20 protein-coding genes and 2 tRNA genes are annotated in these 25,518 nt (G+C 45.5%); 11 read left to right on the top strand and 11 right to left on the bottom strand.

Features of this window, described 5'->3' with window-relative positions:
* Positions 1 to 2: 2 nt before the first annotated feature.
* Both pgeF and N2245_RS09920 read left to right on the top strand, forming a co-directional pair.
* Positions 3 to 725 carry a peptidoglycan editing factor PgeF gene (pgeF, locus tag N2245_RS09925; protein ID WP_494536574.1) on the top strand — a complete coding sequence of 241 codons (723 nt, stop codon included), beginning with the start codon at positions 3 to 5 and terminating at the stop codon, positions 723 to 725.
* Positions 722 to 1,411: a YggS family pyridoxal phosphate-dependent enzyme gene (locus N2245_RS09920; protein ID WP_494536573.1), complete on the top strand. Its 690-nt coding sequence runs from the start codon at positions 722 to 724 to the stop codon at positions 1,409 to 1,411. The genes pgeF and N2245_RS09920 overlap by 4 nt, the downstream gene beginning before the upstream one ends.
* Here the strand turns inward: N2245_RS09920 and N2245_RS09915 are convergent.
* Both N2245_RS09915 and N2245_RS09910 read right to left on the bottom strand, forming a co-directional pair.
* Entirely contained in the window at positions 1,408 to 2,637 is a 1,230-nt protein-coding gene (locus N2245_RS09915; RefSeq protein WP_494536572.1) for a ParB/RepB/Spo0J family partition protein, read from the bottom strand. The genes N2245_RS09920 and N2245_RS09915 overlap by 4 nt on opposite strands.
* Positions 2,634 to 3,419, bottom strand: coding sequence for a ParA family protein (locus N2245_RS09910; RefSeq protein WP_494536571.1), 786 nt, complete (start codon positions 3,417 to 3,419; stop codon positions 2,634 to 2,636). Before N2245_RS09910 ends, N2245_RS09915 begins: the two co-directional genes overlap by 4 nt.
* Before the next feature lie 156 nt (positions 3,420 to 3,575).
* On the opposite strand from N2245_RS09910, the gene N2245_RS09905 reads away from it, so the two are divergent.
* On the top strand, positions 3,576 to 4,430 hold the full coding sequence (locus N2245_RS09905) for an MBL fold metallo-hydrolase (RefSeq protein WP_494536570.1): 855 nt from the start codon (positions 3,576 to 3,578) through the stop codon (positions 4,428 to 4,430).
* Here the strand turns inward: N2245_RS09905 and fmt are convergent.
* Positions 4,367 to 5,347, bottom strand: coding sequence for a methionyl-tRNA formyltransferase (gene fmt / locus N2245_RS09900; protein WP_494536569.1), 981 nt, complete (start codon positions 5,345 to 5,347; stop codon positions 4,367 to 4,369). The genes N2245_RS09905 and fmt overlap by 64 nt on opposite strands.
* Before the next feature lie 50 nt (positions 5,348 to 5,397).
* On the opposite strand from fmt, the gene N2245_RS09895 reads away from it, so the two are divergent.
* The 5 genes from N2245_RS09895 to holA all read left to right on the top strand — a co-directional run bounded on the left by N2245_RS09895 (position 5,398) and on the right by holA (position 13,342).
* On the top strand, positions 5,398 to 9,555 hold the full coding sequence (locus N2245_RS09895; RefSeq protein ID WP_494536568.1) for a DUF2298 domain-containing protein: 4,158 nt from the start codon (positions 5,398 to 5,400) through the stop codon (positions 9,553 to 9,555).
* 6 nt (positions 9,556 to 9,561) lie between these two features.
* A complete protein-coding gene (locus tag N2245_RS09890; protein ID WP_494536567.1) occupies positions 9,562 to 11,793 on the top strand; it encodes a DUF2298 domain-containing protein in 2,232 nt (743 codons plus the stop codon).
* An 81-nt stretch (positions 11,794 to 11,874) separates the two neighbouring features.
* Positions 11,875 to 11,951 (top strand) — tRNA-Pro (locus N2245_RS09885).
* An 11-nt stretch (positions 11,952 to 11,962) separates the two neighbouring features.
* A tRNA-Gly gene (locus N2245_RS09880) sits at positions 11,963 to 12,036 on the top strand.
* 310 nt (positions 12,037 to 12,346) lie between these two features.
* Positions 12,347 to 13,342: a DNA polymerase III subunit delta gene (gene holA / locus N2245_RS09875; RefSeq protein ID WP_494536566.1), complete on the top strand. Its 996-nt coding sequence runs from the start codon at positions 12,347 to 12,349 to the stop codon at positions 13,340 to 13,342.
* Here holA and rpsT read toward each other — a convergent pair.
* Positions 13,339 to 13,641: a 30S ribosomal protein S20 gene (rpsT, locus tag N2245_RS09870; protein WP_012874899.1), complete on the bottom strand. Its 303-nt coding sequence runs from the start codon at positions 13,639 to 13,641 to the stop codon at positions 13,339 to 13,341. The genes holA and rpsT overlap by 4 nt on opposite strands.
* Positions 13,642 to 13,803: 162 nt before the next feature.
* Between rpsT and lepA the strand changes: the two genes are divergently transcribed.
* From lepA to aspS, 3 genes are read left to right on the top strand one after another with little or no spacing between them, the layout of a single operon-like run.
* Entirely contained in the window at positions 13,804 to 15,621 is a 1,818-nt protein-coding gene (gene lepA / locus N2245_RS09865) for a translation elongation factor 4 (RefSeq protein ID WP_494536565.1), read from the top strand.
* Positions 15,618 to 17,129: a nucleoside triphosphate pyrophosphohydrolase gene (mazG, locus tag N2245_RS09860; protein ID WP_494536564.1), complete on the top strand. Its 1,512-nt coding sequence runs from the start codon at positions 15,618 to 15,620 to the stop codon at positions 17,127 to 17,129. The genes lepA and mazG overlap by 4 nt, the downstream gene beginning before the upstream one ends.
* Positions 17,130 to 18,941, top strand: a complete 1,812-nt coding sequence (aspS, locus tag N2245_RS09855) for an aspartate--tRNA ligase (protein WP_494536563.1) — start codon at positions 17,130 to 17,132, stop codon at positions 18,939 to 18,941.
* Between the two features lie 8 nt (positions 18,942 to 18,949).
* Here the strand turns inward: aspS and N2245_RS09850 are convergent, their stop codons facing one another.
* The 7 genes from N2245_RS09850 to ruvC are packed head-to-tail and all read right to left on the bottom strand — an operon-like array spanning position 18,950 to position 25,516.
* Positions 18,950 to 20,476 carry a UDP-N-acetylmuramoyl-L-alanyl-D-glutamate--2,6-diaminopimelate ligase gene (locus N2245_RS09850; RefSeq protein ID WP_494536562.1) on the bottom strand — a complete coding sequence of 509 codons (1,527 nt, stop codon included), beginning with the start codon at positions 20,474 to 20,476 and terminating at the stop codon, positions 18,950 to 18,952.
* A gap of 4 nt (positions 20,477 to 20,480) precedes the next feature.
* Positions 20,481 to 21,389 (bottom strand): HEAT repeat domain-containing protein, encoded by a 909-nt coding sequence (locus N2245_RS09845; protein ID WP_494536561.1) that lies wholly within the window; start codon positions 21,387 to 21,389, stop codon positions 20,481 to 20,483.
* Positions 21,390 to 21,410: 21 nt separating this feature from the next.
* Complete coding sequence (locus N2245_RS09840; protein ID WP_494536560.1) at positions 21,411 to 23,123, bottom strand: hypothetical protein; 1,713 nt, start codon at positions 23,121 to 23,123, stop codon at positions 21,411 to 21,413.
* Positions 23,124 to 23,127: 4 nt separating this feature from the next.
* A complete protein-coding gene (locus N2245_RS09835) occupies positions 23,128 to 23,277 on the bottom strand; it encodes a hypothetical protein (protein ID WP_494536559.1) in 150 nt (49 codons plus the stop codon).
* A 58-nt stretch (positions 23,278 to 23,335) separates the two neighbouring features.
* On the bottom strand, positions 23,336 to 24,187 hold the full coding sequence (locus N2245_RS09830) for an NAD(+)/NADH kinase (RefSeq protein WP_494536558.1): 852 nt from the start codon (positions 24,185 to 24,187) through the stop codon (positions 23,336 to 23,338).
* Complete coding sequence (locus N2245_RS09825) at positions 24,180 to 25,010, bottom strand: TlyA family RNA methyltransferase (protein ID WP_494536557.1); 831 nt, start codon at positions 25,008 to 25,010, stop codon at positions 24,180 to 24,182. The genes N2245_RS09830 and N2245_RS09825 overlap by 8 nt, the downstream gene beginning before the upstream one ends.
* A complete protein-coding gene (gene ruvC, locus N2245_RS09820) occupies positions 25,007 to 25,516 on the bottom strand; it encodes a crossover junction endodeoxyribonuclease RuvC (protein ID WP_494536739.1) in 510 nt (169 codons plus the stop codon). Before ruvC ends, N2245_RS09825 begins: the two co-directional genes overlap by 4 nt.
* Positions 25,517 to 25,518: the final 2 nt, after the last annotated feature.

The raw sequence follows: 25,518 nt of genomic DNA, 5'->3' as shown, positions 1-25,518 counted from the left end.
AGGTGTTGATAGAAATAATCCCATTCGCTGGAATAGCATCCGAAGAAATTATATGTGGTATAACACCGCCCACTGACGGCACAAGCAAATCTATTGATATGTCTTCTGATGAATCTATAGCTAGTTTGCGTGAATATCTAAATCTACAAGGTAGTTGGTGCTTAGCATGGCTTCACCAGGTACATGGAAACTCGGTTATCTGTATAGAGGACCAACCTCATGCTGAACTTATGGTTTTCGAGGGGGATGCACTGGTAACTGGTCACGAGCGAGTCCTGCTAATAACGCGTCATGCTGACTGCCCACCGTTGCTTCTTTGGGACCAGGAAGGTGGGGCAGTTGGAATCGTACACGCAGGTAGGCGTAGTACTTTCTCGGGTATAGTTCGCAAAGCTATAGCTGCTATGGTTGACCTTGGGGCTAATGTAGAGCATATAGTCGCTTCCATTGGTCCTGGAATAAAGTCCTGTTGTTACGAAGTTGGCGAGGAAGTATATTACTCTTTTGAAGAAGATTTAAGACCTATGACCTTTGAATTGCGGCGTGGAAAGATCTACTGTGATCTACATCGACTGCTGAGTTATCAGCTACTTGAGGCGGGTATTAGAACCGTGTTTGGAATAAGAGAATCAGAATGTACTTGTTGTGGTCCAAGAAAACTTCACAGCTATCGTCGAGATGGCACTACTATGCGATTTGCCGCTTTTGTGGGTAGAAGGGCATGAAGGAAATAGATGTATATAGGAACGCTCTAGAAGTTATAGAGAAGTGCAGAGATCGTGCGGTTGCTAGTGGTCGCTCGCCAGATGCTGTGACAATAGTTGCGGCAGCCAAAACTTTTCCTGTCGAGCATGTGCTACCTGCCATCGAAGCTGGAATACGTGATGTAGGCGAAAACAGGGTGCAGGAAGCTGAGGCTAAGTGGTCGGATCACTATATTAGAGATACCATTAGGTTACACATGATAGGCACTCTGCAGAAAAACAAGGTCAAGAAGGCAGTTAATCTATTTGATATCATACATTCCTGCAGTTCGGTAGAACTGGGACTCAGGATTTCGAATTACTCCCAAGATGGATTATTTCCAATTCTCCTCGAGGTTAACTTAGCCAATGAACCTTCCAAGACTGGTTTTCTAGTCTCAGAACTCGTACCTGCAATAGAACAGTTGGGACAGGTACCTAACCTTAAGTTGCTGGGCTTGATGGCTATCCCTCCATACTCACCTAATCCAGAGCGGTCCAGGCCTTATTTCGCTCAGCTTAAGAAGCTGAGCGACGACCTATGCTCAAGGTATGATTTTTTCGGCCCTGAGCTTTCTATGGGTATGTCCGAAGATTATCTGGTAGCAATAGAAGAAGGAGCTACTATGGTCAGGATAGGTAGAGCTATATTTGGCCCAAGAAGTTAGCCCATTAGTAAGGCAGCTTCGTCGTTAGCCGGCCTTACCTGACCATTACTGAGATATATCCACTCCATGATCTTAGGTTCGTTGTCGATCTTATAAGTGAAGGTGACCAGGTAGCTCCCATCTCCCTGAGGTATTGCTTTCCACTCACCTGGACTGAAAGTGTAGCCTCTGCGCTCCATACTCATCCAGTAAACAGTTATCAAGTTTACTATGGAGTACCCTCTCTCGTTTCTGAACTCCTTGGTGTGTGATACGATCTTCCTCATCTCTGATGGATCTATTTCGTGCTCTTCCTTTTCTTTCTGCGGATTGGCGCCTATGGTAGGTATGGCTACCAATCTCATGTTCAGCTTGGCAGCCGCCTTTGAGGCTATAGTGTAAAGCAATTTTTTGTCGTCTTCGCTGATCTCTTCGGGGAGCGAGTCTATGATGCTTAAAGCCATCTGCAGACTATTAGGCTCAAACTCTCTTTGCTTCTCATTTTCATCAGAGCTTTCAGTATCCGAGGATATTTCTCCAAGGAATATCTGAACCTGTCTGTGTAAAGAGCTGCCCTTGAGTGAGCCCTCTTTGACTGCGGTGAGCAGCTCTTTACGCTGGGCATCGTCTGGTATTCTAGCCAATTGGATAGCATCTGCTATTCCGATCTGCTTCTGCTCTACAGCTTGACGTATATCGTCATGCTCGAGCAGCTGTAGCCTTCCATGAACATGTGCTACGCTTCTTCCCGACAGCCTGGCTAGGTCCCTGTAGCTGAGACCAAATTTGTGTATAAGGGTTTTGAATACTCTTGCCTCTTCGAGTGCGCCAAGGTTTTTGCGCTGTAGGTTCTCAGCAAGAGATATCATAAGCTCCTCTTGCTCGTCTTTGGGCTCTATAATCCTTACAGGTATCTTTTCCATGCCAAGAAGCTGGCATGCTCTGTATCTGCGCTCGCCTGCAACTATCTGGTAAAAACGCCCTGTATCCTTGACGAGTATTGGTTGGAGTAGCCCATGTTCCTTTATATTCTCCGCAAGCTCTTCGATGCTAGACTTGGAGAAGCCGCTGGAAGTTTGACTGCGGGGCTGGGCCGGGTTAGGTCTTATTCTTTCGATTTCTACTTCGACTACCTGAGATGTCTGTAAACTGGGATCGTCTTCCGATACCGGCATTATTATGGATCGCAGTGATGTAAACGTAGCTTGGGCGTTTTCAGGGGTTATTCTTGCTCTCTTGTTACTCATTGCAGGCACTCCTCCAGTTCCTCTGCTAATTGTCTGTAAGCTATAGCTGCTGGTGTATCTCCAGCATACGCTAGAAGGCTTTTCCCAGTCATGGGGGCTTCTTTTACCTTGACGTTTAGTCTTACCACAGTATCAAAAACTTTGACCATACCGTTTAGGGCAGATCTGGCGGCAGATATCACGTCTCTAGCGTGTACAGTTCTGATATCAGCCATGGTGAGTAGTACACCATCTATCCTTAGATTACGATTCAACTTGCGTTGGACTTGCGAAACAGTCCTTAGCAATAGATCTACACCTTTCATCGCTAGATAGTCTGCCTGCAGCGGGATAATAACCGAATCGGCTGCAGCAAGGGCGTTTATAGTCAGGAGCCCCAATGAAGGCTGACAGTCAATAAATGTGACATCGTATTCTCGCCTAACTTTCTCCAACATCTCTCTAAGGACCAATTCTCCCAAAGTTGCTCGGAAAAGGTCTAGTTCTCCTTGGGAGAGCTCTATATTAGAAGGCGCTAGGATCAACCCCTGCTCAGCAGGGAGTAGTATGTCCTTGATAGTGGGGTGAGAGGATTCTTGAATCGTAGCATACAAGACATCATATATAGTCGGAGATAGGGAGTCGGGCTGAAATCCTAGGGACAAGGTTAGACTTGCCTGAGGATCAAAATCTACAAGCAGTACACTATAACCCTTCTCCCTAAGCGCAGCTCCCAGGTTGAGAGCAGTTGTAGTTTTCCCCACTCCGCCTTTCTGGTTAGCTATGGCGATTACCTTACCCATTAACTCGCTTGTACCCCATCAAGTGCGCCGATTCTAGCATAGCAATAAGGATTGGTAAAGCGAAGAGTAAAAAAGTCATAAACTAGTGCCCTTTGATTTTTGACAACGATGCAATTATAGAGATATATTGCTTCTGCTGTGAACATCGAGCGAACAATGTCTGGTCTACGTGTGAGTTGCCTTGCCAGCGGTAGTTCTGGTAACTCCTTGCTGTTGCAATGGGAAGGCAAGGCTATATTGATTGATGCAGGCATATCTGCTCGTAAATTGACTACTTATCTCCTTGAAAGAAATGTATCTCCAGAAAACCTTTTGGGTATTTTCGTCACTCATGAGCATTCGGATCATATTTCAGGTATAGAGCTACTTGCTAAAAGATTTGATACCCCAGTGTTGTGCACTGAAGAGACCAGAAAAGCTTTATCCTGGCTGATTGATGGGGTTGAGTACGAAGTTTACAAGAAGGAGCAATCCATAGAAATAGAGGGGCTAGAGATACAAGCATTTTCGCTGCCTCATGATGCTGCTGATCCAGTTGGTTATCAGATCAGATATGGTGAGTATGCGGTGTCGCTGATAACCGATCTGGGGGCTCCAACAATAGATGCTGTATCTGCAGCCAGGACGAGTGATTTGGTTGTAATTGAGGCAAACCATGATGTTGATAGATTAATAAGTGGCCCCTACCCTTGGCATCTAAAGAAGAGAATTATGAGCGATAGAGGCCATCTCTCTAATCTGCAGGCAGCTCAGCTGATATCTTCTGCTCTAAGATCAAGACCACAGCAATTTTGGCTTGCACATCTATCAAAGCGCAACAATACGAAGACGTGCGCCAGAGATGCCGTTTTGTCGTATCTAAATAAATTAGGAATCTCTATCGATTTATACGTAACTGAAAGGGATAGGCCAAGCTTAGTCTGGGAACCCCCCTTAGCACCGGCAGTTCAGCTATCCTTGTTTGTGTCCCCCAGACAGTCTGAGGAGAGTATAGAGCCTATTATCTTCTGATATCCTGCCAGGAAGGCTTTGCCATCCACGATCTTCTTACCCTGCATCTGCAGCTGTTCTAACAGGAGAGCTCCTTCCCCACATGTTACTATCGGCATCTTGGTTTGTAAGTCTCTGGTTACTTCACCGGGCTTGCCCTCAAGAGAGGAATTGATTGCTCTAGCTTTATAGATTAATATTCTCTTATCTCCCCAGTACGTGTAAGATACTGGCCATGGATTAAATGCTCTGACCTCTCTCTCAATCAAAACAGCAGGCTTATTCCAATTTATGCAGGCTGCTTCTTTGCTTATCTTAGGGGCATATGTAGCAGCTGAATGATCCTGTTCTACCGGGGTGATCTTCCCTTGTATCCATTTATCCAAAGTTTGGATCAGCAAGTCCGCGGCTATTTTTGCTAGCCTCTCGGAAAGCTCTCCTGCTGTCTCGTGATCTTTTATCCCCACCTCTACCTGGGCTAAGATAGGTCCATCGTCCAGTCCTTCGCCCATAAGGATAAGCGTCACTCCTGTTTTGCTTTCCCCTGCTAGTATGGCACCTTGTATAGGGGCAGCACCCCTATACTTGGGCAGTAATGAAGGATGTACATTGATCCAACCTAGTGGCGGTATCTCGAGAGCTTCCTTAGGAATAATTAGACCGTATGCTGATAATACGATCAAATCTGGTTTATAGCTTCTAATGCCTGCTATTACGGAACTATCTCTAATCTTTCGGGGTTTTTCTATTGGAAGCCCAAGCTGTTCAGCTGCAAGTGCTACAGGGGAGGGGCGACTTTTCAGACCCCTGCCCGCGGGTTTGTCAGGCTGAGTATAGACCGCTATCAGGTCGTGTTTCCCTAAGTTGGCTAGAGCTTGAAGTTGTGGAACAGCGAAATCAGATGTACCAAAAAACAGCAGCCTTTTTCTATCCATCATCACCCCGATGTTAAAATGATCCGTTAGTGATTTTACAGGAAAGGAGCGAAGTGTCTAACGGTACGAATAGAGTCCTGCTGCTGATCATCTTACTGATTGCATTTTCCCTGCGAGTGTATGGAATAGGCTGGGATTCAGGCTTTTATGCTCACCCAGATGAGAGGCACATTATTGATGTTGCGGTCAATAGAGTACATTTCACATTAGATCTCGGGAAGTTGTTAGATGCGGATTCTAGTCCCCTAAACCCGCGCCGGGTAGAAAACGGAGTTAGGTTAAGCTATTCCTACGGTACCTTGCTTATTTACTTTCTAAAGGCTGTGTCTAACTTAGTTGCCAAGGTTTTTGGGCAACAGTACGCTGAATTTGAATCTATATACGTAGTGGCTAGGTCTATAAGTGCGATAGCAGACACGTTCACGGTTCTGTTTATTTACTTATTAGCTTCACGGTTATTTGGAGCAAGAACAGGAATTATTGCTGCCTTATTGTCAGCTTTGTCTGTGATTCAGATACAATTTGCTCATTTTTATGTGGCAGAACCTATGATGACCCTCTTGTTGATTATAAGTTTGTGGTTCGCAGTATCTGCCATTCAGGATCGTAAGAATTACAAGTTTGCTTTAAGTGGTTTGTTTCTTGGATTTGCAATAGCTACAAAGCCAAGCGCTGCAGCATTTTGCCCTGCATTATTGCTATTACTTGCCATAAGAAGTTCGAAGTCAAGGATATTAGGTATAGTCCCTTCAAGGGAGAGTGTAGTCGCTACTTTGCTGCTTGTAATAAGGCGTCTAAAGTATGTTTTACCAGCTGCTGTATTAGCATGGGCAGTATGGGAGCCTTATGCGTTGCTGGATTTTCGTACCTATGTGCAGAACATCATCGCTGAGAGCCAGATACAGCGAGGAATAATAGATGTTCCTTATACAAGACAGTACATAGGAACAATACCTGGCTGGTACCATCTTGTGCAGTATACACGCTGGGGAGTCGGAATACCTTTAGGTATAGCAGTAATATTTGGCTTGTTTTGGGCCCTTTTTAAGGTTTTGAGATCTGGGGATTCCAAGTATGCAGCCTTGTTGATCTGGATTACCCCATACACTGCTTCTATACTCCTACTTGAAGCCAAGTGGTTGAGGTACATGCTCCCAATTCATCCAGTGCTTCTGATATTAGCCAGTGCAGTTTTGTCCAATTACCTTTTACACACAAGATTTGTTACCAGGATTAGTCCCGAACCTGGTATCTTCATGGTTTTGAAGCGAGTTATACCATATCTTGCTATTTTCTCTGTGGTAGTGGGAACGTTATTGTGGGCGCTGGCCTTTGAACGCATATATACTCAGCCGCATGTGTGGGTTACGGCTTCGGAGTGGATATATAAGCACATACCTCCAGGTTCAACTATAGGTACAGAACACTGGGATGATCGTCTTCCTCTCCCTATTGAGGGTAATAGTCCGAGTACCTACAACTATTACACTATAGCTATGTATGATGATCTACCACCTGATGAAAAGCTGCAGCAGATAGAAGATGTACTACGTAACTCGGATTATATAGTGCTGGCCACCAACAGACTCTATAAATCTATCCCTATGTCTCCCTGGCGCTATGCAGTTGCTACTAGGTATTATCAGCTGCTCTTTTCTGAGCGCTTGGGGTTCGTTAAGGTTGCGGAATTTCATTCTTCTCCTTCGTTAGGTACTGTACCTATAGACGAAAGTAGCGCAGATGATAATGTTGCTGTATATGACCATCCCCCGGTTGTGATATTCAAGAAGGAGAGACAGCTTTCAGACTGGGAACTCAGAGCGCTTTTTGCGGACTCTTTGCTAGCGCCTTGGAATCCTTCCAGACATGGCAAGGTCGATAAGCCGCTAATGATTAATCCTCTGACCACCTTGTCTTCAATAGGCTTACCCTACTATAAGGGAACAATTAATAACACCTTGATTTCTCCGATAGCTTGGTTCTTTATCCTTGAATTACTAGGCTTGCTAGGATGGACTCTTTTCGCTCAATTCGTATCTGCAGCACAAGATAGTGGCTGGATGTTGTCTAAGCTCCTGTCTATAGTAATTATTGCCCTCGGTGCCTGGTTGAGCACGTCTATTGGACTGATAACATATCCATCTAGCTTGTGGGTAATAACGATCGGCTTTATGCTTTTCTCCCTCTCAATTGCTGTTATTAACTCTAGATCCTTAGTAAACATCCTTAGATCCAGGATCAGTAGGATAATGCTGTTAGAGGGCTTATTTTTGTTGCTTTTTGTTGTTGGCCTGCTTATGAGGATAGCTAATCCTGATCTGTGGCACCCCATATTCGGTGGTGAAAAGCCAATGGAACTTTCATTTATCAATGCGATTCAAAGGAGCTCCAATTTACCCCCTTATGATCCCTGGTATTCTGGTGGGTATATTAACTACTACTATTTTGGCCAGTGGCTAGTTGCGGTTCTCATGAGGCTGACGTTCGTGGGGCCAGCCTATGGCTTCAACATCGCGGTAGCGTGGATCTTCGCCATTACGGGTACTCTTGCCTTTACATTTGGTTATGAGATTTCCAGAAGGTTTTTTGGAGAGACTTTTTCGCAAATAGTTGGCTTTTTGAGCACCCTATTTATGGTTGTAGTAGGTAACTTGGATGGCCCAGTGCAACTTGTACAGTCTTTTGCCAACGGCAACCTGTCTAACTTCCTGGAAAGCTTTGACTTTTGGAGGTCTACGCGCATTACTGGTGGGAACATAATTCATGAGTTCCCATTCTTCACGTTTTTGTATGCTGATCTCCACGCACATATGGTAGCTATGCCTGTGGCGCTAGGGATTCTGATCTTGGCAGCGTATTATGTTTTCATTTCTGCCAGAAAGACCAGATTGATTGTGGTCATCCTGGCATCGATGCTTGGTAGCGTCTTGATAATGACTAATCCCTGGGATTTTCCCACCTATAGTGGGTCTTTCCTGCTAGCTGTATCTATGTGCGCTGTAACCTCATGTACAAATTTACCTGTTAAGCTACTTAGGGCGGTATCTGATAGTTTGACCTTTATACTCCTATCAGTTACTATCTGTGTACCATTCTTCGTGCACTTTAAGAGTTTTTACTCTAGTTTTGGCGTGGTACATGAATCTGTACCCATTACGTTGATCCTGATACAGTTAGGGTTATTCTTCTCAATTGTTCTATCGTATGCCCTGGCAACTCTACTTAAGGATACTTATCTCAGGTACACATTGGTGATAGCTCTAGGTGCTCTGATAATTGGCCTTTCTCTAAACAGGCTATCTCTGGGGCTTTTGGTAGCCTTGTTCATATGTTCAATCTCCTGCCTTTGGCAGAGTAGAAATAAACAGCCATTGGCCATCTGGCTTGGATTGACTTCCGCTGGGTTAGCTATTTGGGTGCTTATAGAGATCTTCTACTTGAGAGACTTTTTGGATGGATCAACCGCATATCGTATGAATACTATCTTCAAATTTGGACTACAGAGCTGGATCTTGTTGGCTCTTGGATGTGCTGGATTGTTACCTGTTGCTTATAGGAGTATTAGGAGAAGCAGTCTAAGAGCTAGCTACTTAGGGATTTGTCTGTTCCTGATCTCTTCATCGCTCATATATACCGTCGCCGGCTCTTATTCTCGCTTGTCTCAGCGCTTTCCGGTGCCTCCAAGTAATGCTGGACTAAATGGAGAGGCATTTCTTACTACCGCTACTTTGACGAATGTTTCAGGGCAGACACTCAGTTTTAAGTATGATTATGATGCTATACAGTGGCTTAGGAAGAATATTGCTAGGCCTGATGTGTTGGTAGAGGCAAGTATTGGTCCATATAGAGGATTTGGTTCTAGGATATCCATGTTCACTGGCTTGCCCGACGTAATAGGTTGGGATAATCACGAGAGTCAACAGCGATATCCCGATCAAGTCTTTAGTAGGAGCCGTGATATTAGGAATCTCTATGATACATCAAGTGTTAAGACTGCTCTGGAGATCATATTGAGATATGACATAAAGTACATCTATTTGGGCCCGGTCGAGAGGTTGCACGAGTTTGATACAGGCGAGAGGTATGCCTCACAACAGGGGCTTGAGAAGTTTGACCGAATGGTTGGCCCCTATCTGAAATTAGTATATAGCAATAGAGCTGTAAAGATCTATGAAGTAAAACCTTCCTGGCAGTGGCCCGAGGAGAGCTAAGTAGGTTTGAACAGTGACTTAATTTATTGTCTCCAATGGTACGCGACTTTGTTGTTGCTAGGGCTCATGAGTATGCCCATAACCTACGCTTTGTTTCGGTTCATGCCCGATCGTGGATACGCTGTATCTAAGCTCGTTGGCTGGCTATTTGTGTCTTGGGCTACATGGTACGGATTATACTGGGGAATATGGGACAAGAATAAAGGCCTGGTAATCTCTGTAGCAATTTTATTTTTCATCTCCGTACTGATAGCTATTGCGTTCTTTAGGTCTTCACTCAATAGAATCGTCCTGTTTCAAGGGTGGAAATATTATTTATCCTTGGAGCTTATATTTATCCTAGCCTTTTCTTATCTGGCGATCTTACGAGCCTTCGTGCCCGAGATCTCCCAGACTGAGAAGCCTATGGATTTCATGTATCTACAGACTTCATACCTCAGCGAAGGTGTACCTCCTAGGGATCTATGGTTTGCGGGATATGGAGTTAACTACTACTACTTTGGTTATTACATGGTTTCGATCTTGTGTCGTCTCTCTGGAATTTCCCCCACAGTGGGCTACAACCTGGGTCTTGCAACTATCTTTGCTGTCGTGGCAGTGATCACCTTCAGTATAGTCATCAATCTCATCAGAGTAGCTAGGCCCAGATCTTCCTGGATTGCTATGGCTGGAGCTACTATCTCTCTGCTATTGCTTCTTTTTGCTGGCAATCCCGTAGCCTCCGTCTTGGCGTGGGCAAATTTTGATACTCCTGGAAGCTTTGACTGGTTTTGGAAATCCACAAGGGTCATTTTCGACTTTATTCCCGGCCGAAATGGCCCCCAACAAACTATAGATGAGTTCCCAGCTTTCACTTTCCTGCTAGGAGATCTACATCCCCACCTAATGGCTATGCCCTTACTTTTGGGTGTGATCTATTGCTCGGTATCTAACCTCTACCGACAGAATAAATCTACACTCCTAGGTTTGCCTGTCCTTTTACTAGGGATATTAATTGGGGCTTTGTATATGACCAATAGCTGGGATGTCCCTGTAGCATTATTAGTTTTCCTTCTGTCTATAGTTACTATTGGTATGTACGCGCAAGTCCTAATGAGATTCGCATTGAGCATTATCCTAGTGGCATTTACTTCCTTAGTAACGGCTTATCCCTTTATAAGGCATTTTGACCCGCCCGTAAGTAGCCAAAGTTTTATTCCTCCTCCGATAGAGGCGATCCCTGTAATCAACATTATTGGTCATTACATAGGGGTGGTTTGGTGGGATCATACTGATTTACTGGAGTTCGTGAAGGTCTGGGGTTGGCATATAGCTTTTAGTTTGTTCGTACTAGTTTGCTTTACTAACATGCTTAATAGAGGGGATTTAAGAATTCTTGTGCCCATACTGCTTGTGAGTCTTATAGCGGTGGTTTTTGGTGCGCATGCAATGTTACTTCTTCCCTTGATAGTAGCTACCCTAATCTTAGGATATAAGTCTTCTTCTATAGGCTTTAGATATGCTTGCTTTCTATCTGCAGTTGGATGGCTATTGGTGCTTTTGCCGGAGTTTTTCTATATCAGAGATGTTTTTGAGGATCGCATGAACACGGTTTTCAAGTTTTACTATCAATCCTGGCAGATACAAAGTATATCGGTTGGATGCACAACCATGTTTGCGCTTGATGTCTTGCGATCACGTATTTCCAGGTTAACGATTATGCGAGTTATAGTACCTGTAATGTGTACTCTAGTTGTTTTCTCTGTGGGTTATTCCTTGACAACCTTCCGAGCTAGATCATTGGAAGGCATGCATGGATTAGACGGCACCGCCTTTCTGAATAACGAAGATCCCGATATGTATCAGGTAGTGAGATGGATAAGGAATAACACTAACCCTTCTACAGTTGTTTTGGAAGCCACAGGTGGCTCTTACACCAATTATTCCCAGGTATCTACGTATGCGGGAAGGCCGACTGTCTTAGGATGGCAGGGGCATGAATTACAGTGGCGTCTTGGGCAACCAGATGCCTTGAGGAAGTTGTCAGAGAGGATAGAGGATGTAAGCAGAGCTTACTCCGGGTTAGATAGAAATGCCTTGCTCAAACTTTTGAGAAGGTATAATGTTAGCTATGTTGTTTATGGTAGTTTAGAGCGTCAGATGCAAACTGAGGAAGGCATGGATCCTAGAGATCCTTTCAAGGGGAAGCTCAGAGCTGTCGCTCGATTTGGTGATTACGTCATATATAAATCTCCGTAACAGGATTGGCTAGTAGAGCTGGTGAACACTTGACTAAGGGACAGCTATTTGCTAATTTGTATAGCGCGAGGTTCAAGGTGTCGGGGTGTGGCGCAGTTGGCTAGCGCGCGGCGTTTGGGACGCTGAGGTCGGAGGTTCAAGTCCTCTCACCCCGACCAGTGTCGCAAGTGCGGGTGTGGTGAAGCGGTATCATAGCTGCCTTCCAAGCAGCTGGCACGGGTTCGACTCCCGTCACCCGCTCCAAGACCTGCGAAGGTTTTCGCAGGTCTTTTTGTTTACCATAAATTCCTTGTAGCCCTTGTTATATCTCGTCGTCTGTGATAATCTCCTAATGTAGCCCCGTAGGGAGTGCCGTTGTCGCTAGGGATGTTCTGAACCAACACCCTAACTGAGGGAGCTGATCGCTCGAGAACGTGCGTAGGCGCGAGGAGCCATAAAAGGCTCGCCTAGCGGAAACGCTGAAAGTTCGAGAGGTAGGCACCCACCTGCGAGCCTTGCAGGTTCAGGAACACGGTGACGACGGCACTCGGGGTATTTTTTTGTCCAAGGTAAAATGGTAGTTACTATCTGTGGGAACGACCATACTAAACTGAACGAACGACTTAGGTCTATCCTTTCCGAACTGGAAGAGGATACGGATGTAGTTGAACTGGAAGCTGCGGACTTATCCATCAGAGACCTCCGGGATTACTGTAATACTATGCCTCTTTTTGGAGGCAAAAGAGTTGTGGTAGTCAAGGGAATAGGTAACCTATCTCCCTCTGGGGCTTCCAGCAACGCGGATCAAGAAGATTCCGAACGAAAAACTCGAACCTCATCAAGTCAACTGGTTAAAGACTTGGAAGATTATCTACCGCAGGTACCAGAGACTACTCTGCTTGTGTTTTTTGACAGGTATCCAATAGGTACATCCGGTATAGGTCGTGTACTCCGCAAATACAGCTCTTTCGAGGAGTACCTCTTGCCGGATCAAGCCGAGCTTCCCTTATATATACAGAAGGCTTTTGAATCTAATGGCTACAAGATAGATTCGGACTCTGCTGAGATATTAGCACAGGCTGTCAGTAATGATATTTCCAGGCTTCAATCTGAGATCGATAAGCTGAAAATGTATTGTAAGGATAAACTCAGGGTTGATCCTGAGGATATATACCTTCTAGTGGATATGCCACCTGATGTTGCTGTTTGGGATATAACGGACGCCATCTATGCTAAGAATGCGGGGAAAGCTGTCCAGTCATTTCGTGCATTATTAGAGAAGGGTGTGGCTCCTCAACAAATTATCGGTGCTATATCATCTCAGATACGTAACCTGGTTATAGCTGACAGCTGTAGAGATAAGGGAAGTTTGTATCTACAGCAGGTTGCTGGTATGAAACCGTTTGTAGCCAGGAAGTTATCGGCAGCGCTCAGCACTTTTAAGCCTGGTCAGCCCAAGAAGCTTCTCGAGCTGCTGTTACAGGTTGATCTGAGCTATAAAACGGGAAAGGCCGAGTTAGACTCGGCCCTTGAGCTATTTATACAGCAAGCTTGTGCAAGACGTTTCTAAGAGGATGCAGAGCTGCGTGCGGCAGCTAGTGCTTTCATTAGTCTACTCTTGCGCCTGGCAGCGTTATTCCTGTGAAGTACACCTTTGGAAACTGCCCTATCCAAGGCGCTAATCGCAGCTGCTAGGTTCTGCTCAGCAGTTGCAACATCTCCTGCCAGCAAAGGTCTACGTACTTTGGATATCATAGTACGGACGCGGTTCTTTATGGACTTGTTTCGCAGCCTACGCTTCTCAGAAACCCTGTGAGCTTTCTCTGCTGATCTCTTGTTTGCAAGTGACCTCTGGTGATGTCTGCTCATAACTCCCTTTCACAATCAGTAAGATTTGTTTCTCGGAAGATAATTATGCCATGAACTAACCTTGCCAGTATACCAAACGAGCTCTCATTGCTCAACTTGACGCGATATACTTTTGACAGGTTGAATTAATAGTTGCCTACCAAGTGTTTCGGAGAACTCGCATTGGACCAGCACTTCATTAGGAACTTTTGCATTATAGCTCATATTGACCACGGTAAATCCACCCTAGCTGATAGGCTATTACAAGTCACTGGTACTATCAGTGAACGTGAAATGGTTGAGCAGGTTCTTGACACGATGGACCTAGAGAGGGAGAAGGGCATTACTATCAAGGCTAGGGCTGTCAGGATGTATTACAACGCCAAGGATGGAAATAGATATCAGTTAAATCTTATAGATACTCCCGGCCATGTAGATTTTTCCTACGAGGTAAGTCGAAGCTTGGCGGCCTGCGAGGGAGCAATACTAGTAGTGGACGCAACCCAGGGCATTGAGGCCCAAACCCTTGCAAACGTCTACATGGCCCTTGAGGCCGATCTTGAGATTATTGCCGTGGTCAATAAGATCGATCTCCCCAGTGCCAATGTCGAGGGTGTGATGGGTGAGATAGAGCAGCTTCTCGGCATATCACGAAGTGAGATACTTGCGGTATCTGCCAAGACTGGCTTAGGCGTAGAGAATTTGCTGGAAGCTATAGTGCACAAGGTCCCTCCTCCAGAGGGTGATCCCGATTCCCCCCTTAGAGCATTGATATTTGACTCACATTACGATCCTTACAAGGGCGTGGTGGCTTATGTCAGGATTGTTGATGGGAAGGTATCCAAAGGTGATCAACTACGACTGATGTCAACAGGAAAAGATACAGAGGCTCTTGAGCTTGGGTATTTCTCTCCAGATCTGACAGCCTCTCAATCTCTTGGTACTGGGGAAGTGGGCTACATAGCAACAGGGCTCAAGATTGTATCTGATTGTAGAGTGGGAGACACCATCACTTGGTCGCGTAACGGTGCCACTGAACCACTACCTGGATACAAGCCTGTTAAGCCTATGGTATTTGCCGGAATATTCCCTGTCGAGGGGGAGGATTACTCAGAGCTTAGAGATGCTTTAGACAAGCTAAAGTTGAATGACGCATCTCTTACTTATGAACCCGTCAACTCCGCTGCTCTTGGGTTTGGATTTAGAGTTGGGTTTTTAGGTTTGCTTCATATGGAGATCGTTCAAGAGCGACTGGAACGTGAGTATGGCCTGGATCTGCTGATAACCGCTCCAAGCGTAGAATATGAGGTGGAAACCACCGATGGACAGGTATTGTCTATACGTAATCCTAATGAGATGCCCCCTGTACAAAAGATAAAAGAGATAAGAGAACCTTGGATGCAGATCACAGTGGTGACTCCTTCTGACTATATAGGTGCTGTTATGGATCTAATTACTCATCGACGTGGTGAGTTTAGGAACATGGAATACCTCGAAGAAAAACGTGTAATGCTTACTTATGATCTCCCGCTAAGTGAACTGGTTTCAGATCTATACGATCAACTCAAGTCTAGAACCCAAGGTTATGCCTCTTTGGATTATTCATTCGTGGGGTACAGACCAGCCGATCTAGTAAAACTAGATGTACTAGTGAACGGTCAGGTAGTGGATGCTTTGTCATTGATAGTCCACAGGGAGCAGGCCTATTCCAAGGGAAAAGCCCTTGTTGAGAAGTTGAAAGAGCTTATACCTAGGCAGCTGTTTGAGATACCGATACAGGCAGCTATAGGTAGTAGGGTTATAAGCAGAGAAACCATTAAAGCTATGCGCAAAAATGTGCTCGCTAAGTGTTATGGTGGAGATGTAACTCGAAAACGCAAACTGCTGGAGAAGCAAAAAGAAGGTAAGGCTAGAATGAAGATGGTAGGGAGTGTACAGATCCCCCAAGAAGCTTTCATGGCAGTTTTGCGCCTGAATGATCAGGAGGAATCTCGTACATGATTGCTGAAAAGAAGCTGGTAGTCGTAGGGTTAGGGCCGGGTGATCCTGGTATGTTGACCATAGCAGGTAAAAAGGCCTTGGAAGAGGCTGAGGAAGTCTGGGTAAGAACTAGAAAACACCCTACTTTAGATCACATCAACTTGGGAGATAAGCTTAGGAGTTTTGATGAAATCTACAATACTTTTGATTCTTTAGATGAAGTATACAGGGCTATAGCGGAACAATTACGGGATCGTATACTTGCTGGAGATATATCTTACCTGGCATATGCTGTACCTGGCAGTCCTAGCGCAGGTGAGAGGTCGGTCAAAATATTGCGTGAGAGCCTACAAGATACTCCTGTAAATCTTAGAATTCTGCCCTCTGTATCTGCTTTAGAAGCTATTATGATCGAGTTGGGGCTGGACCCTATAGATGATGGCCTGCAATTAGTAGATGCCTCCGAGCTCGAGTGGCTGTATGAGCTATATCCCAGCACTAAATCTCAATATTTAAATCCAACTATACCTCTCTTGGTGACAGGTGTTTGGAATCAGAGCCTTGCTTCAATTACCAAGCTATTTCTCCTTTCTGTCTATCCTCCGGAATGGCCGATCAAGGTAGTTCGTGCTTCTGTAGATAGTTCGCATCACCAGTTACAGTTAGTAGACCTGGATAAAAATGCTAAGGTGGATCATTTAGCATCTGTCTATGTACCTCCCCTGGCCCCTGACTCACCTGGATCTCACTTCTACCAGCTCACGTATATAACTGCTAGACTAAGGGGGCCAGGTGGGTGCCCTTGGGATAGAGAACAGAGCCATTACTCTATCAAGCGCTATCTACTTGAAGAAGCTTATGAAGTGATAGAAGCGTTGGATAAGCAAGATGTAGACGCCTTGGAGGAGGAGTTGGGAGATCTCTTGTTGCAGATTTCCTTACATAGTGAGATAGCTTACTCTGAGAGTGAGTTTGAGATCGGCGATGTCATCCGCTTTCTAACCAGCAAGCTTATTCGTCGGCACCCGCATGTGTTCGGAGATATCCAGGTGGAAAACGCTTCGCATGTAACCAGAAACTGGCAAATGATAAAGAAATCCGAGCGCTCACAGAAGGGAGAGGAAGAAGTCTCCGTCCTAGATGGAGTTCCACGTGCGTTACCTGCGTTGGCACGTGCTCAAAGCATCAGCGTCAGAGCCGCAAAAACGGGTTTTGAGTGGGATGATTCTAGACAGCTGTGGGAGAAGGTATTAGAGGAGCTCGACGAAGTTAAGGGCTCCTCAGCGGATGAATTGCCGATGGAGCTGGGAGATTTATTGTTTGTACTTGTGAACTGGGCAAGGTTTCATGGTATAGATGCAGAGGAGTCTCTTAGAATAGCAACCGATAAGTTTGAACAGCGCTTTCGCGAGATGGAGAAGAGAGCTCGTTCCCAAGGAAAAGAGCTCGAACAACTATCCATCGATGAGATGAATGCTCTTTGGGAAGAGATCAAGGAACAAGAGAAAAATGTCAAGTTGGAGGCCTAATTGAGTAAGACTTGGACGTGTGGTGAGCTAAATACCAAACATGTTGGACAAGAAGTCACACTCTACGGTTGGGTCAATAGCCGTAGAGATCATGGTGGAGTGATATTTATAGACATACGAGATCGTTGGGGAATCACTCAAGTAGTGTTTAGCCCGGACAATCCGGAGGCGTTTCGGCTGGCAGAGACCGTTAGAAGCGAGTGGGTGATCTCGGTGACTGGAACTGTCCGCAGGAGACCACCTGGTACAGAGAATCCTCGTATGTCAACTGGAGATATAGAGGTGGCTGCATCCGGGTTAGAGGTGTTGAATAAGTCTGCACCTCTGCCTTTCGACCTGGATAGTGATAATCTGCCTGATGAGGCTGTTAGGCTCCAATACAGGTATTTGGACTTGCGGAGACCCAAGATGCTTCGTAACCTTCAATTGAGGCACAAGGTCACCAAGTATATCCGAGACTACCTAACGGCCAGGGACTTCATTGAGATCGAAACTCCAATCCTTATCAAGAGCACACCCGAGGGAGCTAGAGACTATTTAGTCCCCAGCAGGTTATATCCAGGATACTTCTACGCGTTGCCTCAGTCTCCCCAACAATTGAAGCAATTGCTAATGGTTGCTGGTGTAGAGAGGTATTTCCAAATAGCTAGATGTTTTCGTGATGAAGATCTGAGAGCAGACAGGCAGCCCGAGTTCACGCAGCTCGACTTGGAAATGTCCTTCGTAACGCAGGAAGATATACTTCAGCTTACTGAGGATCTTTTTACCAGCCTAACCGAGGAGCTTACAGATAAAAAGATCCTGTATAAGCCCTTCAAGCGTATATCCTACGAAGAATCCTGGAATAAATACGGTACTGATAAACCAGATATTAGATACGGTATGGAGATATCGGATATTAGCGATATAGTTGCTGGTACGGATTTCAGGGTGTTTAAGGATACTTTGGCTGCAGGAGGAACAGTTCGGGGATTTGCGGTTCCGGGAGCAGCCTCTTTTACTAGGAGACAGCTGGATGACTTGACAAATCTTGCGAGGTCTTTTGGTGCGAAGGGACTAGTATGGTTTGCAATCGATGACCTAGCAAGAGGTGTTGAAGGCGTCCGTTCTCCTGTAGCTAAATTCTTCTCTAATGATCAGATAGCCGCTATTGCTCACAATCTCAGAGCTAACAATGGCGATCTAATGCTTATCGTAGCTGATAAGACTTTACAAGCTCTCGATGTACTTGGTAGGCTAAGGAGCCATATGGCACACGAGCTTGGCTTAGTAGATCAGGATGTCATAGCCTATGCGTTTATAGTTGATCCACCTCTCTTCGAGTGGAACGAAGATGAGGGAAGATGGGATCCAACCCATCATCCGTTTACTGCTCCCTATCCAGAAGACGAACCTCTACTCGATAGTGATCCAGGTAAAGTCAGAGCTATGGCTTATGACATTGTCTGTAACGGATATGAGCTAGGGAGTGGCAGCATTCGTATTCATAAGAGAGATCTGCAGACGAAGATTTTTGAGATTTTGAATTACACACCAGAAGATATAGAGCAGAGATTCGGTCCTCTACTGAAGGCATTCGAGTATGGTGCTCCTCCACATGGAGGTATAGCTCCTGGTATCGATAGGCTTGTAATGGTTCTTGCCGATGAGCCAAACATACGTGAGGTAATAGCTTTTCCCAAGAACCAGGCTGGAGTTGATCTCATGCTGGATGCTCCGTCGCCGGTAGATGAAGAACAACTTAGAGAGCTACATATAGAAGTAAAGCTTCCACAGCCTGAAAGTTCTACAGCTGATAGCAAGATTCAGTAAAAGGCTAGCTATTTGCCAGTGTAACCTAGATCCCTAAGTGCTTGCTTAGCTATCTCGGCTTCATCCCAGGGGATGAAGCCGTTTTTCGTCTCTATAGTTGTTTCATGACCCTTTCCTGCAAGCAGTACCGTATCACCGCTGCGTGCCCTGGATAGGGCTTCGTATATTGCAGCTTTTCTATCTGGTATACAGAGGTAGTCTCTACCCTCGACAGCGCCCATGCTCCGAGCTCCCTCAGCGATATCAAGCAGTATCTGCATTTCGTCTTCACCACGAGGGTCTTCGTTGGTTAGGATCGTGAAGTCCGCATATTTTGCTGCTATCTTTCCCATTGGGGCCCTCTTATATGGGTCCCTTTCCCCAGCACTGCCAAATACGGCAAACAACCTTCCACTGGTACGTTGTTTGAGCGTTCTCAGTACTTTCTCTAGAGAATCCTCCGTATGAGCGTAATCTATCACCACTGTAAAGGGCTGACCCATGGAGATCACTTGCATCCTGCCTGGTACTCCAGTGAATCTTTCCAGGGCAGACCTGCAGATATCTATTGGTATGTTTTGTGTAATAGCTACGCCGATTGCTGCAAGGGCATTGTAGACGTTATAGTCACCGGCTATAGGTAAGCTTATCTCCGTGCTAATGTCCTTGTAAAAGACTCGAAAAGTTACCCCTTCTTTTGTCCTTTGTATGATGTTTCCTATAAGATCTGCATTCTCATCTTGCTGGGAATAGGTAAGCACTTTCCCTTTCGTTGAGTCTATGTACAACTTAGCGTTGGGATCATCGAGGTTTATCACACCCCATTTGCCACAACCTTTATCTGAATGGTTGCCAAGGAGCTGAAATAGTCTGGCTTTATCCAGTCTGTACTGCTCTACAGTTCCATGAAGCTCCAAATGTTCGCTAGTCACGTTAGTGAAGACCGCTACGTCATATGCAACGTCTTCCAGCCTATGCAGTTTCAGGCCATGTGATGAACTTTCAATAATGGCATACTCTACTCCTGCCTGTAGCATCTTATATAACAGCTCATGTAATCTGTCCGGTTGAGGAGTAGTGCTATGTTCCTCATGCTTCCATTGATCTTTGGCTATTTTGTAATCCACAGTTGTAATAAAGCCTGTTGAGACATTTGCTGATTCGAGTACTGAGCTAATCATGTAGGTGGTTGTGGTTTTACCATTAGTTCCGGTAACACCTATGACCCTCAGTTTGTGACTTGGATTGTCCCAAAATTCTGCCGCTAACCTGCTAAAGGCTAGGCGGGCGTTGTCTACTACAATTACCGGGATCTGCAGATCTGGCTGGTAACTTCCTTCGACTACGACAGCCTTCGCCCCCTTTTCGATTGCATTAGGAATAAATTTTTTACCATCAACATGGAAGCCTGGCAGCGCTACGAATATGCTGCCAGGCTTCATCTCTCTAGTATCCGCACTTATTCCTGTTACAACTGTATCATCACTATAGTTGCCAATAACATGAGCCTTTGGGAGAGCTTTAACGAGCTTGTTTAAGGGCACGACCTTGTCCATGCCTCTATATATCTCCTGAGTACATAGCTTCGTTTAGAGCTTCCTCCGCTGCTGATTGTAGATCCTCATTGCTCGAGTTAGCTATGTGTCTGAGCATTCTCTTTGCCTGTGGTGTTCCTATTTGCCCCAATGCCCATATAGCAGCATGGATAGCCTCTTTATCTGTGTCTTCTTGGGTGAGTCTGATGAGGTCAGGGACCGATTCTCGTAGCGCCATCTCCCCAGCGGCTCTAGCCGCCTCCTTACGCAATTTGGGATGGGGGTTACCAAGCTCCTTTATTATCATTGAGGACCATTTGGTGTTCATTGATCTGCCCATGGCGATGAGAGCACTAGCTTGCTCCTCGTATCCCCCTTCCCAGTAGAGACGTTCTATGTAATCATCTGCTATGGGGTCTTCCTCAAAGAAGGCTAGTGCCTCTAGGGCTTTTCTTTGGAGCTCGCTGCCATCATCAGCCTGTTGTACTACCTCTTGTAATACTTCTTGCAGGCGATTAGCATGTTCGTCATCTAGCTCTCCAACAGCTGACTTGTAAGCATAATTACTCAGCACTGCTGCTGCTGAAACCCTAACTTCCAAAGAGTTGTCGTTTAGCAGGATGCCTTCTAATTTTTCGAGAATGAATGGGCTGTCCTCTTCCCATAGCCCTTCAACTGCTTCTTTCCTAACTGCCGGATGATAGTCTTCAAGGGCAAATAGAAATATTCGCTTGAAGTTGTACTGGATGTCATCGTTAGCCAGCTTCTGTAATCGTTTTATTAGCTGCACTCGCCTTGAGGCAGGAGCTCCATACCAGATGGATTCGAGCTCCTGCATTTGATCCCAGCTTAGATCCGATAGATATATCAGATCTTGCTGGTGCATTGGTCCTTCTGTGGCTAGTAGTCTTTTGAGACTGTCTGTCAGCCCCACTTTATGAGATTCCTCCAGTTTCTAGGGGGTATAAGTTGCCAACCCCGATTCATCCTCTTTGAACTGAGGATACTGTGAGCTATTTATGATAGAACTCAGGTACTTTCTAGATATGGGCCGCTCGATGTTTACCACCGGCATGAGATCGTCGATTAGGGCGGTGTATTCACCATCTGCCTTCTCCCCAACGATCTCGAACGCCATGGCTACTATGACATCAAGCTTCTTACGATCAGAATCTGATAACCTCTTCTTTCCATTGAGTGCTCCGACTCTGCTCTCTGATAGTAGCCAAGTATCGTCCACAGCGCATTCGAACACTATTGGTGTAAACACCCACCTATCTCTACGCGAGTCGTATTGGAGTATCCTCTCCTCCCTTGCTGGTTGTCTCTCGTACTCTATTGTAAATGCATTACTGGATTCTCCCTGGACCAGGTAGAAGATAGCCCCAGGAACCAATGTGCTCTGGAAGAGCTCATCCAGACCACCAATATATGTTCCCCTATTGCCACCACCAAGCCTGAGTTCTGCCAAGTACTGTGCGTAACTCTGAGGATCCTGTATGCGCAAGACTATTACGTTTTGATCCTCCAGTAATGGCTTTGGCATTAGCTTCTCCATGGCCGGAGAGACGGGTAGTACGCCGTTCTCGTATTCATAGTAGGTCAGAACATGCTTTACTTGAAGCCTTGGAGTGCCATCTGAACCCTCGATTTCAGTTATATCTTCGTCGTCTATTAGCTCCGGGTCAGACATGAACCGATAATCTTGGGCTATCTCGGAGGGCTTCCTAAATGGTTGCCCTATGGGCGGCAGGTTAGTTACCGTCCAAAGTCTATCGTCCTTTGTCCCTACGAACTTGAATTCTTTCTTTTCACGCAGAAGCCTGTAGTTGATAGTGAATCTTTGAAGGTTATAGTCACCCTCCTGTAGTGATCTGCTAAGCGCATCCGAAAGAATTTCCTCATCGGATATAGGCTCGCCACGCTCCTGGATATACTCCCTGATATCTCTTAGCTGCCCCTTGCTTAGCCTCTCAAGTCTGTCTTCAACGAAATACTCATCTCCAAATATGGCGAACCTGAAGTCCTGTGCAAGATAGTCCTCTAGTTTGGTCTTAAATGCATCATGATACTTAGCAATAATGTCTTGTAGATCCTCATCGAGATCTACTAAGGTATCATCCACTCTCAAATACCTGATCCGTGAAGGCGCTTCCTCAGCCTCGACTTCAGGAGCAACTACCTGTTCCTGAGACTCAGCAGCGGGGGCCTCAGTTTCCACTTGTACCTGTTGAACAGGGGGTGTGGCTAGTATATCTTCGGGTATCTCTTTAGTCAGCCCTCTAATCTGCAGCTCCTCTTCTTCAGAGGGTTGTCGCGCGCCTTCAAACAATCTGCTTCTAAATGTGTGGACTGTGTCTACAGATGCCGGCTTTGGAGGTCTACCTCTTTTAGTAGTGACTATATAGGTGTTAGAGTCTGAGGTCTCGAAGGCAAATACATGAGAGTTGATGCTGGCTGACCTGAGCACCAATTCTCTAGCTTCTGATTGATCCCCCTCTATGATCTTTTGGTTGACTAGATAATCTACTAGAGCATCAACATCCTGTCTTATGGGGGCATCCTCTGCGTAGAATCTACCTTTGATTAGTAGTAGTTCAAAGATAGTACTAGCTATCCTGGACTCCTGTTCCGTTCCCTGCCATTGTATATCGGTTGTTATAGCCATGATGCTACTCAGACCTCCGCAGCCTTTCTATAACTATCTGTATGTACCAATCAGTAAGAGTGTCTATATTTTGTGGATTGCCTGATTCGGCCAATTTCTGGATCAATGTGCTTATATCTTCCTCTTCAATTCGGAGATCTATAGTCTCCTCCAAGTTTAGGTTCCTCCTTAGAAGCTTTTAATCTTTATTTTACCTTTTTACGAAATTTATTTTACTTCTCCTGTTGTGTTTGCTGCAGGTTGTACTGCAGCTTCGCTACAAGTTGTGAATAGAAGTGCCTGGGAGGAGTTAGGCGGATAAATTGGGCTGTTTCCGGACTACCCGTAACTAGCAGGTGATCTCCATACTCAACGGGTGTATCTACCAGACCGTCTACAGATAGCAGGGCCTCCTGAGGTCTGGCTAATGTCAGGTCTATGTCTGAAGTGCTGGGAAGAATTATAGACCTTACAAAGCTTAGGTGAGCAGCTATAGGAGTAAGCAGTAGCTCACTAAGCTCTGGTGAGAGTATGGGGCCTCCGGCTGCAAGAGAGTAGGCTGTAGAGCCGGTTGCAGTAGCTGCGATGATCCCGTCCGCCACGTATTTTGCTAATAGCACACCATCGACAAACACTGTTATAGCTAAGGAACGGGGCTTGGTTCCTCTAGCTAGAACTGCATCGTTTAGTGCTATATACCTACCGATACAGCTATTATCTCGCATGTGAGAGATCTGAATAGTATGCCTGTGTTCAATTCGATATTTACCATTTACGACCTTATTGAGAGCCTCTTCCAGCATTTGTGGCGGAACCTCGGCTAGAAAACCAAGTCTACCAGCTGCGACTCCTAGAACTGGAACCCTATGCTTGAGTCCTATCCTCTGCGCACGTAGTACGGTACCATCGCCTCCTATGGCTATTATGAGTTGAGGTGGTTCGTAAGAATCAGGTTCAATTTCTCTAATATTGAGTATATGTTGCACTTCGAGGCCGTAACTATGTAGTAACTTGATGGCCTTGTCAGCTAGCTGCGAAGCGTCCTCGCTCATTGGGTGACTTAGTATAAGGACACGGTTAATCACTAACATGTTCCTTTGAGGTTTTTATCTTTTCAGATTCAGATATAGCGGCTTCTATCATCATAGGTGCGTTAGAGTTCAGCTCATACAATTTATTGAACCAAGCGATAAACTCTACGTTTCCGGCAGGACCTAGTATCGGCGATGGGACAATTCCTTTCAAGGAAAGCCCCTCTAGCTTAGCAGACTCAACTATTTTATGAAGTACCTCGCGATGTACTTTCGGGTCTTTCACTACACCTTTCTTTACTTGGTGCCTACCTGCTTCAAACTGCGGCTTTACAAGTAGTAGGTAGTCTGCATGTTCTTTGGACAATGATACTAGCTTGGGGATTACTAGAACCAGAGATATAAAGGAAAGATCGGCTGTGACTATATCTACTAACTCAGGTAGTGAGTCAAGAAATCGTATGTTGGTTCTCTCCAGATTTACTACTCTGGGGTCTTTGCGCAGTTTCACATCTAGTTGACCGTATCCTACGTCCACTGCATATACTTTCTTAGCTCCTCTTTGCAGGAGCACGTCGGTAAACCCTCCAGTTGATGCTCCCGCATCTAGCGCCACCTTATCTTCAACATCTATTTGGAATCTGTCCAATGCATAGGCTAGCTTATAACCGCCACGACTTACATACGGGAAGGATTCCTTGACTATTATCTTAGTTCCTCTCTTTACCCTTTGATCTGAGCTACGAGCTCTCTCCCCATCTACCGTCACTAATCCAGATGAAATCAATGCTTGCGCTTTCTCCCTGCTACTTGCTAGACCAAGCTCCACCATGAGTTTATCTAACCTGATGCTATCCCGATTGCTGGGTGTGCTCAATCGCTTACTGCTCCTTGATGTCGTATAAGGCTCTGCAGGCGATAGTTATTGCAGTGGCAGATAGCTATAGCAAGAGCATCAGCAGCATCGTCTGGCTTTGGAATAGATTCTAATCTCAGCAGGTTCTTGATGAACTGCTGTATCTGCCTCTTTTCTGCACCACCGTAACCTATGATTGCTTGCTTTACTTGCAGCGGTGTGTATTCGAATATAGGTAGGTTGTGCTCTGCTGCAGTGAGCAGTATCACACCCCTAGCATGTCCTACGGCTAGAGCGGTAGTTGTTGCTCTTGCGAAGAATACCTCCTCCACGGCTACATGCTCAGGCTTCAACTCCTCTATCAGTTCGCCCAACTGCTCATGGATCATTAGCAGCCTATGTGGAAGAGGGGTCTTTGATGGGGTGCGTATTACCCCGTATTTTTCGGGCTGGTAACTCTGGCCATCGAAAATTACCAGCCCAAACCCTACTATAGCTGTTCCTGGATCTAAACCTAGTACTCTTATAC

The organism is Thermobaculum sp. T2p, from assembly GCF_059335935.1.
The sequence above is the reverse complement of the archived record's forward strand: the minus strand, read 5'-3'. Positions and strand labels throughout refer to the sequence as shown.

Bases quoted from the DNA above. Each gene is read 5' to 3' on its own strand.
- N2245_RS09920 (WP_494536573.1), top strand. From the start codon at position 722: ATGAAGGAAATAGATGTATATAGGAACGCTCTAGAAGTTATAGAGAAG.
- N2245_RS09915 (WP_494536572.1), bottom strand. From the start codon at position 2,637: ATGAGTAACAAGAGAGCAAGAATAACCCCTGAAAACGCCCAAGCTACG.
- N2245_RS09910 (WP_494536571.1), bottom strand. From the start codon at position 3,419: ATGGGTAAGGTAATCGCCATAGCTAACCAGAAAGGCGGAGTGGGGAAA.
- N2245_RS09905 (WP_494536570.1), top strand. From the start codon at position 3,576: ATGTCTGGTCTACGTGTGAGTTGCCTTGCCAGCGGTAGTTCTGGTAAC.
- fmt (WP_494536569.1), bottom strand. From the start codon at position 5,347: ATGATGGATAGAAAAAGGCTGCTGTTTTTTGGTACATCTGATTTCGCT.
- holA (WP_494536566.1), top strand. From the start codon at position 12,347: ATGGTAGTTACTATCTGTGGGAACGACCATACTAAACTGAACGAACGA.
- rpsT (WP_012874899.1), bottom strand. From the start codon at position 13,641: ATGAGCAGACATCACCAGAGGTCACTTGCAAACAAGAGATCAGCAGAG.
- mazG (WP_494536564.1), top strand. From the start codon at position 15,618: ATGATTGCTGAAAAGAAGCTGGTAGTCGTAGGGTTAGGGCCGGGTGAT.
- N2245_RS09850 (WP_494536562.1), bottom strand. From the start codon at position 20,476: ATGGACAAGGTCGTGCCCTTAAACAAGCTCGTTAAAGCTCTCCCAAAG.
- N2245_RS09840 (WP_494536560.1), bottom strand. From the start codon at position 23,123: ATGGCTATAACAACCGATATACAATGGCAGGGAACGGAACAGGAGTCC.